The sequence below is a fragment of the Streptomyces microflavus genome (assembly GCF_014650075.1).
Taxonomy (GTDB): Bacteria; Actinomycetota; Actinomycetes; order Streptomycetales; family Streptomycetaceae; genus Streptomyces; species Streptomyces microflavus.
The window spans coordinates 56,134-69,943 of sequence record NZ_BMUG01000009.1 but is presented as its reverse complement, the minus strand read 5'-3'; the positions used below and the strand labels follow the sequence as shown (position 1 = coordinate 69,943).

The 13,810-nt window shown below is 72.1% G+C and carries 11 protein-coding genes; 8 read left to right on the top strand and 3 right to left on the bottom strand.

Annotated elements, in window-relative coordinates; all coding sequences use genetic code 11:
* The first annotated feature begins 12 nt into the window (after positions 1–12).
* Both IE264_RS25500 and IE264_RS25495 read left to right on the top strand, forming a co-directional pair.
* The gene (locus IE264_RS25500) at positions 13–990 is read left to right on the top strand and encodes an ABC transporter ATP-binding protein (RefSeq protein ID WP_032757798.1); all 978 of its coding nucleotides are present in this window, start codon (positions 13–15) and stop codon (positions 988–990) included.
* Positions 980–2,266, top strand: a complete 1,287-nt coding sequence (locus IE264_RS25495; RefSeq protein ID WP_032757800.1) for an ABC transporter ATP-binding protein — start codon at positions 980–982, stop codon at positions 2,264–2,266. The genes IE264_RS25500 and IE264_RS25495 overlap by 11 nt, the downstream gene beginning before the upstream one ends.
* 151 nt (positions 2,267–2,417) lie before the next feature.
* Here the strand turns inward: IE264_RS25495 and IE264_RS25490 are convergent, their stop codons facing one another.
* Positions 2,418–4,544, bottom strand: coding sequence for a S9 family peptidase (locus tag IE264_RS25490; RefSeq protein ID WP_032757802.1), 2,127 nt, complete (start codon positions 4,542–4,544; stop codon positions 2,418–2,420).
* 171 nt (positions 4,545–4,715) lie between these two features.
* Here IE264_RS25490 and IE264_RS25485 point away from each other — a divergent pair, with 171 nt between their 5' ends.
* The 5 genes from IE264_RS25485 (at position 4,716) to IE264_RS25465 (ending at position 10,386) form a co-directional block, all read left to right on the top strand.
* A complete protein-coding gene (locus IE264_RS25485) occupies positions 4,716–4,910 on the top strand; it encodes a hypothetical protein (protein ID WP_015611142.1) in 195 nt (64 codons plus the stop codon).
* A 119-nt stretch (positions 4,911–5,029) separates the two neighbouring features.
* Positions 5,030–6,049, top strand: coding sequence for an N-acetyl-1-D-myo-inositol-2-amino-2-deoxy-alpha-D-glucopyranoside deacetylase (gene mshB / locus IE264_RS25480; protein ID WP_032757804.1), 1,020 nt, complete (start codon positions 5,030–5,032; stop codon positions 6,047–6,049).
* Positions 6,046–6,555, top strand: coding sequence for a DUF6113 family protein (locus tag IE264_RS25475; RefSeq protein WP_032757806.1), 510 nt, complete (start codon positions 6,046–6,048; stop codon positions 6,553–6,555). Before mshB ends, IE264_RS25475 begins: the two co-directional genes overlap by 4 nt.
* A gap of 175 nt (positions 6,556–6,730) precedes the next feature.
* The gene (locus IE264_RS25470; RefSeq protein ID WP_158706536.1) at positions 6,731–8,971 is read left to right on the top strand and encodes a hypothetical protein; all 2,241 of its coding nucleotides are present in this window, start codon (positions 6,731–6,733) and stop codon (positions 8,969–8,971) included.
* 146 nt (positions 8,972–9,117) lie between these two features.
* Positions 9,118–10,386, top strand: coding sequence for an ATP-binding protein (locus tag IE264_RS25465; RefSeq protein ID WP_190167705.1), 1,269 nt, complete (start codon positions 9,118–9,120; stop codon positions 10,384–10,386).
* Positions 10,387–10,461: 75 nt separating this feature from the next.
* On the opposite strand, the gene IE264_RS25460 is transcribed toward IE264_RS25465, so the two are convergent.
* Positions 10,462–12,258, bottom strand: coding sequence for a pectate lyase-like domain-containing protein (locus IE264_RS25460; protein WP_015611147.1), 1,797 nt, complete (start codon positions 12,256–12,258; stop codon positions 10,462–10,464).
* Between the two features lie 322 nt (positions 12,259–12,580).
* On the opposite strand from IE264_RS25460, the gene IE264_RS25455 reads away from it, so the two are divergent.
* Positions 12,581–13,105 (top strand): DUF4265 domain-containing protein, encoded by a 525-nt coding sequence (locus IE264_RS25455; RefSeq protein ID WP_032757813.1) that lies wholly within the window; start codon positions 12,581–12,583, stop codon positions 13,103–13,105.
* A 69-nt stretch (positions 13,106–13,174) separates the two neighbouring features.
* Here IE264_RS25455 and IE264_RS25450 read toward each other — a convergent pair whose 3' ends face one another.
* Entirely contained in the window at positions 13,175–13,741 is a 567-nt protein-coding gene (locus IE264_RS25450; RefSeq protein ID WP_032757988.1) for a sugar O-acetyltransferase, read from the bottom strand.
* Positions 13,742–13,810 lie beyond the last annotated feature (69 nt).

Here is a 13,810-nt window from a genome sequence, read left to right as displayed (position 1 = left end):
GAGCCGGTTGCCATGTTGCTCGAAGTGCGCGATCTTCACGTGGAGTTCCACACCCGCGAGGGGGTGGCCAAGGCCGTCAACGGGGTCAACTACTCGGTGGCCGAGGGCGAGACGCTCGCCGTCCTCGGGGAGTCCGGCTCCGGCAAGTCCGTCACCGCCCAGGCGGTCATGGGCATCCTCGACATGCCGCCCGGGAAGATCACCGGCGGCGAGATCCTCTTCAAGGGCCAGGACCTGCTGAAGCTCAAGCCGGAGGAACGGAGGAAGATCCGCGGCCAGGAGATGGCCATGATCTTCCAGGACGCGCTCTCCTCGCTGAACCCGGTCCTCACCGTCGGCCAGCAGCTCGGCGAGATGTTCGTCGTCCACCGCGGCATGTCCCGCAAGGACGCGCGGGCCAAATCGGTCGAGCTGATGGACCGGGTCCGCATCCCCGCCGCCAAGGAGCGGGTCGGCAACTACCCGCACCAGTTCTCCGGCGGCATGCGCCAGCGCATCATGATCGCCATGGCGATGGCTCTGGAACCGTCCCTGATCATCGCCGACGAGCCCACCACCGCCCTCGACGTCACCGTCCAGGCCCAGGTCATGGACCTGCTCGCCGAGCTCCAGCGCGAGCTGAACATGGGGCTCATCCTGATCACCCACGACCTCGGCGTCGTCGCGGACGTGGCCGACAAGATCGCGGTGATGTACGCGGGCCGGATCGTGGAGACCGCCCCCGTCCACGAGATCTACAAGGCGCCCGCCCACCCGTACACCAAGGGCCTCCTCCAGTCGATCCCGCGCCTGGACCAGAAGGGGCAGGAGCTCTACGCGATCAAGGGCCTGCCGCCCAACCTGCTGCACATCCCGCCCGGCTGCGCGTTCAACCCCCGCTGCCCGATGGCGCAGGACGTGTGCCGCACCGATGTGCCGCCGCTCTACGAGGTGGACGAGCAGCGCCGGAGCGCCTGCCACTTCTGGAAGGAGACGCTCGATGCACACTGACCGGACGGGTAACGCGGCCGGCTCGACCCTGCTGTCCAAGGCCCGGGAGGAGAGCAGGCCGTACGCGGAGGGCGAGCCGATCCTCGAAGTACGGGATCTCGCCAAGCACTACCCGCTGACCCAGGGAATCCTCTTCAAGCGGCAGATCGGCGCGGTCCGGGCGGTCGACGGCGTCGACTTCGACCTCCACGCGGGCGAGACGCTCGGCATCGTGGGGGAGTCCGGCTGCGGCAAGTCGACCGTCGCGCGGATGCTCGTCCACCTGGAGCGGCCGACCGCCGGCGCGATCCGCTACAAGGGCGAGGACATCTCCAAGCTCTCCGGCCGGGCGCTGAAGGCGGTGCGGCGCAACATCCAGATGGTGTTCCAGGACCCGTACACCTCGCTGAACCCGCGGATGACGGTCGGCGACATCATCGGGGAGCCGTACGAGATCCACCCCGAGGTCGCCCCCAAGGGCAGCCGCCGGCAGCGGGTGCAGGACCTGCTGGATGTCGTCGGGCTCAACCCGGAGTACATCAACCGCTACCCGCACCAGTTCTCCGGCGGCCAGCGCCAGCGCATCGGCATCGCCCGCGGCCTCGCCCTCAACCCGGAGATCATCGTCGCCGACGAACCGGTCTCCGCGCTCGACGTCTCCGTACAGGCCCAGGTCGTCAACCTGCTGGACCGGCTCCAGGCGGAGTTCAGCCTCAGCTTCGTCTTCATCGCGCACGACCTCTCCATCGTCCGGCACATCTCCGACCGGGTCGGCGTGATGTACCTCGGCCGGATCGTGGAGATCGGTTCCGACGCGGAGATCTACGACCACCCCACCCACCCGTACACCCAGGCGCTGCTCTCCGCCGTCCCCGTGCCCGACCCGATGGCCCGCGAGCACCGGGAGCGGATCATCCTCCACGGCGATGTGCCCTCGCCCGCGAACATCCCCTCGGGGTGCCGCTTCCGCACCCGCTGCTGGAAGGCGCAGGAGCGCTGCGAGCTGGAGGTGCCGCTGCTGGCCGTCCCGGCGGAGTTCCGCCTGGTCGACTCCCCGGCCCGGCACGACTCGGCGTGCCACTTCGCGGAGGAGAAGCGCGTGGTGCCGCTGGAGGGGGAGCTGGAGACCCCGGGACGCACACCGGGGCCGGACGTGGAGGCACCGGGCACGACGACGCGTGGCCGGCCGGTGGAGGACGTGGGTGAGCCGGGGGAGGACGTGGGTGAGCCGGGGGAGGACGTGGGGAAGCGGGGCGGGCCGGGGGAGCCGGGGGAGCAGGGCGGCGAAACACCGTAAACCGGCATCAGATTCGTTAACAAGCAGGCAACTTCAGCGTCGCCACACCGATATACGAACGTCCCATGCTGAACAACGTACGGCCGTGCGGGTGCCGTGGACCGGCCGGAGCGTCGTCTTGTCGCTCCGGCCGGTTACCCATGTCCCCCGCTCAGGCGCCGGACAGCCCCAGTGACCGCTTGAGGAAGTCCACCTGGAGCAGCAGCAGGTTCTCCGCGACCTGCTCCTGGGGCGTCATGTGCGTCACCCCGCTCAGCGGCAGCACCTCGTGCGGCCGCCCGGCCGCCAGCAGGGCCGAGGAGAGCCGCAGCGCGTGCGCGACCACCACGTTGTCGTCCGCGAGCCCGTGGACGATCATCATGGGCCGCACCTGCTCGGCCGCGTGCGAGAGCCCCTCGTCGGTCATCAGGGCGTTGTACGCGTACACCTCGGGCTGCGCGGCCGGGTCGCCGAGATAGCGCTCGGTGTAGTGGGTGTCGTAGAGCCGCCAGTCCGTCACCGGGGCGCCCACCACGGCCGCGTGGAAGACGTCGGGGCGGCGCAGCACCGCGAGGCCGGCGAGGTAACCCCCGTACGACCAGCCCCGGATGGCGACCCGGTCCAGATCCAGCGGGAACCGCCCGGCGAGCGCGTGCAGGGCCTCGATCTGGTCGTCCAGGGTGAGGACGAAATCGTCCCGTACGGCCTTCTCCCAGGCGGGCGAGCGGCCCGGCGCGCCGCGCCCGTCCGCCACGACCACCGCGAACCCCTGGTCCGCGAACCACTGCGAGGTGAGGTACGCGTTGTGGGCCGCGACGACCCGGCGGCCGTGCGGTCCGCCGTACGGATCCATCAGTACCGGAAGCGGACCATCCGACTCCTGGTAGTCCGACGGAAGCAGCACGGCGCACGGAATCCGCCGTGCGCCCCCCTCGGTGAGCGTGACCCGTGGCGAGACCACCGGCTCCTGGGAGTGGTTCGCGATCCGGACCAGCCGCTTGCCGTCCCGGACGACCCAGGCGGCCGATCCCGGCTCGTCCGGGGTGGCCGAGACCAGCACGGTCAGATCGCCCGAGCGGACCGCGGAGTGCACACCCACCCCTTCGGAAATCCGCTCGATTCCCAGCTCGTTGACCCGGTACACATGGCTCTCGCCGGTCTCCGGAGCCGCAGCCTCCTCGCCCGCGACGGCGGAGACGAGAATGTCCGACTCCCCGATGTCCAGCACCGCCTGGATGTGCAACTGCGCCCCGGTCAGCGGCCGGTCACCGACGGCCAGCACCCGCGCGCCGCCCTCGTCCGCGATCCGCACGAGCCGCCCGCCCGGCGCCCAAGCGGGCACCCCGCCGAACAGATCCAGCCACACCGGGTCCTCGTCCACATGGACGATCCGGGTCTCACCGGACTCCGGGTCCACCGCCAGATACCGCTGACTGCGCTGGTCACGGGCCTGCACGAGCAGCAGCGGGGCACCCGCGGAGGACCAGTGGACCTGGGCCAGGTACGGGAACGCCGCCCGGTCCCAGACCACCTCCGTACGGGCCCCCTCCAGGTCCATGACGAAGAGCCGCACCTCGGCGTTGGGCGTCCCCGCCGCCGGGTAGGCGACCTCGGCCGGCTTGCGGTCCGGGTGCGCGGGATCGGCGATCCACCACCGCTGTACGGGGCTGTCGTCGGCCCGCGCGACCAGCAGCCGGTCCGAATCGGGCGACCACCAGAAGCCCCGGAAGCGGTGCATCTCCTCGGCCGCGACGAACTCGGCCAGGCCGTAGGTGACATGGGCGTCCTCGGGCTCCGCCAGAGCCCGGTCGCCGTCGCCCCCGGCGCCCACGACCCGCAGCGCGCCCTTGGAGACGTACGCGATGCGGCGCCCGTCGGGGGAGGGCCGCGGGTCGATCACCGGGCCCGGCACCGGCAGCGCCCGCGCCGTACCGGCCCGCAGTTCGGCCACGTACACCTTTCCGGACAGGGCGAACGCGGCCAGCTCGGCCGCCGCGTCCACCGCGTAGGACACAATTCCGGCCGACCCCTCACGGGTCCGCTCGCGCCGGGCCCGCTCCTGCGGCGACAGCCGCTCCGCCGAACCCCCCAGCAGCGCCTCGGGATCGGCGACGAGACGCTCCTGTCCGGAGGCCGGGTCGAGCACCCACAGCCGGTTGGTCCGGTCGGTGCCCGAAGTGGAGCGCAGGAAGATCACTCGCGTCTCGTCCGGTGAGACGGTGAAGGCGCGCGGTGCGCCGAGAGTGAACCGCTGGGTCCGTGCGTGCTGGCGGGGAAAGGACAGCTTCGGTGAGGTCATGGCCTCGAACTTAGCCTCGCGCAGCGGTCCGTGCGCCCCTCGTGCTGCCGTGCCCCGATCAATGCGTTGGCACGGATAGTTATGATCCGTAGCGCTCGGTGGGTAAGAACCCATCGGCTCTGTGTGTCCCCGTGTCCCCGTCCCGAACCGTACTGATGGAGGTGAACCGCCGTGGCGCTCTCGATTTCGGCGGTGGTGCTGCTGGCGATCATCGTCTTCCTGCTGATCCGGAAATCCGGACTGAAGGGCGGACACGCGGTGGTCTGCATGCTGCTGGGGTTCTACATCGCGAGTTCGTCGGTCGCGCCGACCATCTCGGACCTGACGTCCAACGTGGCGGGGATGATCGGAAGCATCAAGTTCTGACCGTGTGCAATCGCCTTCCGACCGCGTGTACCCGCTTTCCGGCCGGGTACGCCCACGGTTGACGCCGTCGGCGGGGAGCGGGGGACGCCGGGGGCCGCCGGGCTCGTAGGGTGGTCCCCATGAAGGACCTCCCCGCCCGCCGTCTGCTGCTGGTGCACGCGCACCCGGACGACGAGTCGATCAACAACGGCGCCACCATGGCCAGGTATGCGGCCGAGGGCGCCCACGTCACGCTGGTGACGTGCACGCTCGGCGAGGAGGGCGAGGTCATCCCGCCCGCCCTCGCCGCTCTCGCCGCCGACCGGGACGACGTCCTCGGCCCGCACCGCACCGGCGAACTGGCCGCGGCGATGAAGGAGCTCGGCGTCACCGACCACCGCTTCCTCGGCGGCGCGGGCCGGTTCCGGGACTCCGGGATGATGGGCACCGAACAGAACGAGCGCCCCGGCGCCTTCTGGGCCGCCCCGGTGGACGAGGCCGCCGCCCCCCTCGTGGAGGTGATCCGGGAGGTCCGCCCCCAGGTCCTGGTCACCTACGACCCCGACGGCGGCTACGGCCACCCCGACCACATCCAGGCCCACCGGGTCGCGATGCGCGCCGCCGACCTGGCCGCCGACCCGGCGTACGGCACCGGCGCCCCGCACACCATCGCCAAGATCTACTGGAACCGGGTGGAGCGGGCCGTGGTGGAGGCCGCCTTCGACCACCTGCGCACGACGGCCCCCGACGCGTTCCCGGGCATCGCGGCGGTGGACGACGTCCCCGGTGTGGTCGACGGGGACGAGATCACCGCGGAGATCGACGGATCGGCGTACGCCGGGGCGAAGGCGGCGGCGATGCGCGCCCATGCCACCCAGATCGCGGTGGACGGGCCCTTCTTCGCCCTCTCCAACGACCTGGGCCAGCCGCTGCTGACGACGGAGTACTACCAGCTGGTGCGCGGCGTCCCGGGGGCCGGAGGGGGAGCGCGGGAGGACGACCTGTTCGCGGGTCTTCCGGAGGCCGGGGGTCTTCAAGAGGCTGTACGGGATGTGGCTTCCGGTTCCGCTTCGGGCGCAGGGCCGGGTTCCGCTTCCGGGGTCCGCGCGGGTTCCGCATCGGGTGCCCGGCCGGATTCCGCATCGGGGGCGGGCGCATGAGCGGGAACCCCGGCAAGGGCCGCGACCGCGCCCGCGCACCGCGTTCCGACGCACCGCGCAGCAGCGCACCCCGCTCCGACGCACCCCGCTCCAACGCACCGCCCAGGGTGCCCGAGGGCACCGGCTTCACCGCCCGCCCGAACCCGGCCCGGATCGCGGGCTACTTCGGGCTCGCGGTGCTCGGGGCGCTCGTCGCGCTCGCCGGGACTCTCGTCCAAGCGGCGTGGTTCCCGGGCGGGTTGATCATCGCCCTGGCGGGCTCGGCGGGCCTCTTCTACGGCGGCCGCATCCTGACCGGGACCCAGATCGGTGCGCTCGCCCCGGCGGTCGGCTGGTTCGTCACGGTGTTCGTCCTGTTGTCCGGCCGGCCGGAAGGCGACTACGTATTCGGCGACGAACTCGGTCTGGTGCTCTTCATGCTCGGCGGGACAGCCGTCGCTGTGATGTGCGCCACCACCTCCAAAGTGCCGCAATCAGCCACCCGTAGTGGCCGGTCCGGTATCTGAAGTGCTAAGTCCGCGCCCGGAATGCCCCCCACAGGTGTGATGCCGAGGTGGAGGTTTCCCCCGGTCGCGGAGTGTCCGACGGCGGCGGCCAGTATGGTGGTGCGCGCGCCGAGCCGTCCCCTGGCCTGCGGCATGGGGGAAGTACGGGCGGCGGAGCCAATCGGGAGAACCTGCTTTGAGTCGTGAAACTGACAGTTCGTCCTCCGGGCCTCAGGGGCGCGGTGGAGCCGCGTACCCATCGGGTACGCCGCCGTACGGATCCCGCCAGTATCCGTCGCCGGCGGGCTCGGACGAGACCCCGGAATCCGTCGATCCGCCCCGGCCCGAAGAGCCGAAGACCGAGACGACGCTGACGACGCGCATCCGGATCAACATCCCCGGGTCGCGTCCCATCCCGCCGGTCGTGATGCGTACGCCGATGGCCGAGAGCGACATCGCCGCCGGGCGCCCCGACGCGGAGCGCACCGGCAGCACGCCGCGCCCCGGCACGCCACCGCCCGCGCCCTCGGGCCTGGCAGGCGGCGCGCCGGGCGGAACCGGCGCGTCCGGCGCACCGGCCCCCTCGCCCTCGCAGGCCCGGGACGGCGGCGGGTCCGCCGACCCGTCCCCGGCCGACGAACCGGGCAGGGCGAAGAGCGGCAGCGACTGGTTCGCCCCGCGCAGGAACGCGGCACCCGCACCGGGTTCCGGTACGGGCGGTGCGCCCGGTTCCGGTGGTGCGCCGGGTACGGGTTCCGGTGGCCCGGGCCCGCTCGGCGCGGGCGCTCCCGGCGCCGGCCCCGGCCCGTCAGGTCCTGGCGGCCCCGGCCCCGGCCCGTCGGGTCCTGGCGGCCCCGGCCCCGGCCCCGGCCCGTCGGGCCCGCACGGTGCGCCCGGTGACGCCGGCCGGTCCCGCCCCGACCTGCCGTACTTCTCGGACGCCGCTCCGGGGCCCGGCGCCCCCGGCTCCGGCAGCGCCCTGGACGGCTACAGCACGGAGCCCCCCGGCGCGGGCCCGCACTCCGCCCCCGACCCGGGGGTCCGTACGCCCGGACCGGCCGGCCCCACCACGGGCCCGGTCACCGGCACCTCGTCGCTGACCCCCAACCTCGACGGCGTCCCGGGCCTCGGCGGCCCCGGCCCGATGGTCCCGGGCACCGGCGGCGTACCGCCCCGGCTCTCCGACGACACCGCGATCCTGACCCCGCAGTCCCCGGGGCCCGACTCCGGCCACGTCTCGGGCTCCACGCTGACCTCAGGCATCCCCGTGGTGCCCAGTGAGCCCCGCTCGACGTTCCCGGGCAGGCCGGACGTGACCGGCGGCCCCGGGGGCTTCAGCGGCCCCGGCGGCGGGCCCGGTGGCCCTGGCGGCCCCGGTGGCCCCGGGGGCCCCTTCCCGGGCGGCCCCGGCGCCACGGGCGTGCCCGCGCCCGGCACCGCCGCCGCCCGCCCGGCACCGAAGCCCGCTCCGGCCCCCGCCCCCGCGAAGAAGGGCCGCTCCAAGCTGGTCCTCCTCGGTGTGGCCGCGATCGTGCTGCTCGGCATCGCCTACGGCGCCGGCCTCCTCCTGAACCACTCCGAGGTCCCCAAGGGCACCACGGTGCTCGGCGTCGACATCGGCGGCGGCACGAAGGAGGAGGCGGTAGCCAAGCTGGACGCCGCCCTCGGCGAGCGCTCCCAGGCGCCGCTGACGCTCTCCGTGGACGGCAAGGAGCAGAAGCTGGACCCGGAAAAGGCCGGTCTCACCCTGGACAGCCAGGAGACCGTGCGCGGTGCCGCGGGCAGCGACTACAACCCGGTCTCGGTGATCGGCTCGCTCTTCGGCGGGGCGCGCACCGCCGACCCGGTGATCCCGGTCGACGAGGAGAAGCTCGGCGTAGCGCTGACCGACCTGGCGGGCGTCGCCGGCTCGGCCCAGGACGGCACGATCCGCTTCGAGCCGAACAAGGCGATCGCGGTGCCGGGCAAGCCCGGCAAGACCCTGGACGTCGGCCAGTCGCTGATCTCCGTCCGCGACGCCTACCGCGCCCAGGTCCAGACCGGACAGGCCCGGGTGGTCGAACTGCCCGTCGCCACCAGGGAACCCACCATCACCCAGGCCGAACTGACCCGGGCGATGAAGGAGTTCGCCGAGCCCGCGATGTCCGACCTGATCACCATCAAGGCGGGCCCGAAGGAGATCCAGTTCGGCCCGGCGCGGTCGCTCCCGCAGATCCTGTCCATGAAGGCCGTCGACGGCCGGCTGGTCGACGTCTACGACAAGAAGGCGATCGACACCCTCCTGGACGGCGTCTTCGACGGCGTCATGGCGGTCAAGGCCGACGGCAAGGAACACCAGGTCGGCCCGGACGACGTGGCCCAGGCCATGAAGACGGCCCTGGCCGGGAAGACCCCGGCGGAACGCACGGTCACCATCAACTTGACCGGCGAGGGCTGAGCCTCCCGCCCACCCGCCTCGCAGCCCCCACCCGGACCCTCCGGGCGGGGGCTGCGGCCGTTTCCCCGCCGACAGGCGCCCCGCCGTCGTCGGGCCGATGATGGAAGTCAGGACGGGGAACGTCGAAGGCTGGGCAGGGCCGGAGCATGGCCGTGTGGCATGTGCGGGACTTCGTGTCCGAGGATCTCGAAGGGGTCGTGCGCCTCGACGGGGAGAGCCGTACCAGTGGGGAGCCCGCCGTCTTCCGGCTCTCCGAAGTGGTCGCCGCGCTCCAGGGGCGGAATCCCGGCGTCGTCGCCGTGGCCGACGGGCATCTCGTGGGGGCCGCCGCGGGGCGGGTCGACGGGGACCGGGCCTGGGTGCTGCGGGTGGCCCTGCATCCCGCCTGGCGCAATCTCGGGCTCGGCACCGCGTTGCTCTCCGCGCTGGAGCAGCGGATGCGGGCGGCCGGGGCGGTGCTGGTCGCGGCGGTGCTGCCGGAGGACGAGACGGGGGCCGCCGCGCTCGTGAACTCCGGGTTCCGCGGGCGCCGCGGGCTGACCTATTACGAGAAGGTCCAGTCCGTCACCGCCGAGGGGTCCGCCGTACTCGCCTCGCTCGGCGCGACCGTGCCGCCGGCCGGGCTCTGGGAGCGGCTCGCCGGGATGGCGGAGGCCAAACAGCTTGTGGAGCGGCGGCTCGTCCTGCCGCTGGCCAACCCCGAGGCCGCCGACGAGCACGGGGTCGAACCGCCGCAGGCCGTCGTCCTGTTCGGGCCGCCGGGTACCGGCAAGAGCACCTTCGCCCAGGCCGTCGCCTCCCGGCTCGGCTGGCCCTTCGTGGAGCTCTTCCCCTCGCGGATCGCCCTGGAGGACGGGCTCGCCAACGGGCTCGGCCGCCGCTTCGAGGAGATCGCCCAGCTCGACCATGTGCTCGTGTTCATCGACGAGGTGGAGGAGGTGGCCGGGACGCGCAATCTCGCCGACCCCGTCTCCGTGGGCGTCGTCAACGAGCTGCTCAAGTCCATCGTGCGGTTCCGCGACCGCGACGGGCGGCTCCTCGTCTGTGCCACCAACACCGTCGCCGCCCTCGACCCGGCGTTCCTGCGCCACGGCCGGTTCGACTACGTCCTGCCCGTCGGCCCGCCCGACCACGAGGCCCGCACCGCGCTCTGGGCCAGCTACCTCGCCCGTACCGGCGCCGAGGCCGACACCGCCCTCCTGGCCGACGCCAGCGAGGGGTTCACCCCCGCCGACATCAAACAGGCCGCCCGGACCGTCGCCCAGGCCGTCTTCGAGCGCACCCTCGACACCGGAACCCGCGCGCACCCCACCACCGAGGACTTCCTGCGCACCATCAGCCGCACCCGTCCCACCGTCACCACCGAGATGGCGCTGGAGTTCGCCGATCACACCATCCGGTACGGGAGGACCTGAGGGCACAGGAGAGGGCAGCGGAGCGGGGCCCGGCGCTCAACAGCAGCCGGACCCCGCTCCCGTACAGCTCCCGTATTACGGGAAGTTGACCACCTGGGACGGGATCGTGTCCGGGCCCGAGGTGGGGGATCCCACGTCGTTGATCACGTGCTCGTACTGGCCGTTGCCGCCCAGCGAGACCACGATCAGGCTGTGGAACTTCACGCCGGGCTTCACCGGTGCCTTGAAGCCGTGTTCCTGGATGATCGTCGGGTCGACGTTGTAGTAGCAGTAGCTGCCCATGCCCCAGCCCTCGTGCTGCTCGACCGAATCGTCGACCCGGTAGGCCGCGTAGCCCTTGGTGTCGCCGTTCTGGATCGCCGCCTGGTTGGGTGCGTCGTACGCCTTCTCGTTCTGGAAGAAGATCGTCCGGCCGCGCTCGCCGTACCACTCCACGTCGTACTTGTTGAAGTGCTCCACGAAGAGCCCGGTGGCCAGCACGTCGTCACCGTTGACGCGCACCCCGTAGTCGGCCCGGTTGGTCTCCCAGCCCCAGCCCTCACCGTGGTCGGCGCGCCACACCCAGGTGTGGTCGATGATCGTGTCGTCGCTGTTCACCACGATGCTGGTGGTCGCCTTGCCGGGGCCCGCGCCGCCGATCCGTACGAACACGTCCTGGAGCGAGGTGGGGTTGGCCGAGTGGTCCGCCGAGGCGTTCTCGGGGCCGACCTCGATCAGCGTCTCGGAGTTCACCGGACCCGCGTCGACCAGGAGGCCGGCGAGCTTGACGCCGTCCACGTCACCGACCTTGATCGCGGTCACCCCGTTGTCCGGGATGATCGTCGCGAGGCCGATGCCGAGGGCCACCGTGTCGGGGCGGTCGATGTTGATCGTCTCGTCGATGTGGTAGACGCCGGGCGTGAACAGCAGGTGCAGGCCCTGCTCGACGGCCGCGTTGATGGTGGCAGCGTCCGCCCCCTCCTTCACGACGTAGAACTGGTCCAGCGGGATCGACTCGCCCGCCGGTGTGCCGTTGGCCCAGGACGTGCCGCGGGCGTTCTCGCGCTTCTCCGGGACGAAGACCTTGTAGTCGGCACCGTCGAGGTAGAGGAACGGCTTCTCGCGCGAGATGGGCGTCGTGTCGAGCGTGGTGTACGGCGGCTCCGGGAAGCTGTTGGCCGGTGCGCCCTCGACGCCCGAGAACGTCATGTTCCAGACGCCGTTGCCCCAGCCGCCCACCGAGCTGTCGCGGGTGTACCACTGTTGCTGGGAGTACGGCCCGACCTGGCCGTCGATCTTGCTGTCCGCGATGTAGCCGCCGCTGGCCCAGCCGTATCCGTCGGGCGCGAGGTTGAGCCCGCCCTTGACGTGCATCCGGCGGAAGGGCGCGGCCTGGGAGACCGCCCAGCGGTTGGTGCCGCTCACCGGGTTCAGGGTCAGGTTCTCCGCCGAGCGCCAGAAGTTCTGCGTGGCGTTCCCGTCGAACCAGCCCGCGTCGACCGTCACATCGCCGTTGAACGTGGTGTCGTTCGGGTTGAGCCCGAGGCCCGCGATCGAGGTGTAGAAGCCGATCTGCGCGTTGATGTTGTCGTACGTGCCCGGCTTGAACATCAGCGCGTAGCGGTCGAGGCCGAACTGCGCGGACTCCTGCTTCTTGAAGATCTCGTCGACCTTGCCCTGGATGTCGGGCGTGGAGGGATCGAAGACATGGACGTTCGGTCCGAGGTCACCGCCGCCGGGGACGGCCTGGACCTGCTGGGACTCTTCGCCGAACGCTGTCTGGGCGGTGGGGACGGCCATGAGCAGCGATACGGCGAGCGCGGCGAACCCGAGCGCCTTGGAGCGACGGTGCCTGCGCGGTGCGGAGCGTGGTGCGGTGGGGGGAGCATGCATGAAGGTACGTCTCCTGGGTCGTGGTACGTGTGCACGACGGACGGGCGGGAGAGCGCCCGTGGGGAGAAGCGAGAGAGCGCTCTCTCGTTACGGTGATGTTTCCCCGGTGGGCCTGTACGCGTCAAGAGGTGTGCGTGATGTGTCTCGTGGGAGGGGCCGGATCGCAACAACTGGAGCCATTGATAAGGCGATTGACCGATTTCGTCTCCAGTTGGGGGCGCCGGCCGGCTTCAGAGGCTGATGTCCCGACCGGGAGGCGTGGCGGTGTGCCGCTGCCGGGGCCGGACGAGCGGGCGTGCGGCGCAGGGGGGACCATGGGGCCATGAGCTCGCCCGCCGGTCCGCAGCGCCCGCCCCGTGACGAGCGCCCGCCCCGTGACGTCGGCCGGCAGATCAAGGTCTGGTTCCGCTTCGTGCCGCGTGAGGACTGGCTGCCGTACGACACCGAGGGGTTGTGGGCGACCCGGCTGAGCGCCGACACCGCCCGGGTCGACAACGTGCCCTTCCTCCAGGACGGCGTCGCCGAGGGCGAGACCGTACGGTTCAGGACCGACGCGGACGGCGTGCACTGGTCCACCGGGCGGGTGGCCGATTCGGGGAACTGCACCGTCCGGGTGCTCTCCGTGCCGGACGGCCCCCTCGGGCGGGACGCCCGCGCCGTGCACGAGCGGTTCGCGCCCTTCGGGCTGGGCGGCGAGGTCTTCAGCGCGGACTTTCCGCTGGTCGCCTTCACCGTGCCGGGCGGGGCGGACCTCCGGGGGATCAAGGCGCTGCTGGCCCGTGGCCGGGACGAGGGGTGGTGGCACTTCGAGGTCTCGTGCGCCACGGATGCGTGGCGGGCGGCGTAGGGGTGGGGCTGGGGTCGTGGACCCGGCCCGGTCCACGACCCCAGGATGTCCACGACCCCAGGTCTACGGTTACGGGGCCGTCGGCTTCTCCTCCTCCGCCTCCCCGATCCTCCGGATCACCCGGGCCGGATTCCCCACCGCGACCACATTCGCCGGCAGGTCCTTCGTGACCACCGCCCCCGCGCCCACCACCGTGTTCTCCCCGATGCTCACCCCCGGGCAGACGATCACCCCGCCGCCCAGCCACACGTTGTCCCCGATCGTGATCGGCTGCGCGGCCTCCCACTTGGCGCGGCGCGGCTCCGGGTCGATGGGGTGGGTCGGGGTGAGGAGCTGGACGTTCGGGCCCATCTGGACGTCGGCGCCGATCGTGATGCGGGCGACGTCCAGGAACACCGCCCCGAAGTTGACGAACGTGCGCGGGCCCACCGTGATCCGGTGCCCGTAGTCCACCCGGAGCGGCGGGCGGATCTCGGTGCCCTCACCCACCTCGCCCAGCAGCTCGGCCAGTGCCGCGCGGCGAGCCTCGGGGGCGCCGGCCGACGTGGCGTTGAAGGTCTCGTTCAGGAGCGCCGAGCGCAGGGCGTCCGCCGCGATCTCCGGGTCGTCGGCGAGGTAGAGCTCGCCCGCGAGCATGGCCTCCCGCTGGCTGCGCGCGCCGTGGCCCGTAGCGGGCGAGGCGCTGGTGGCCGGGCTGTCCTGGCT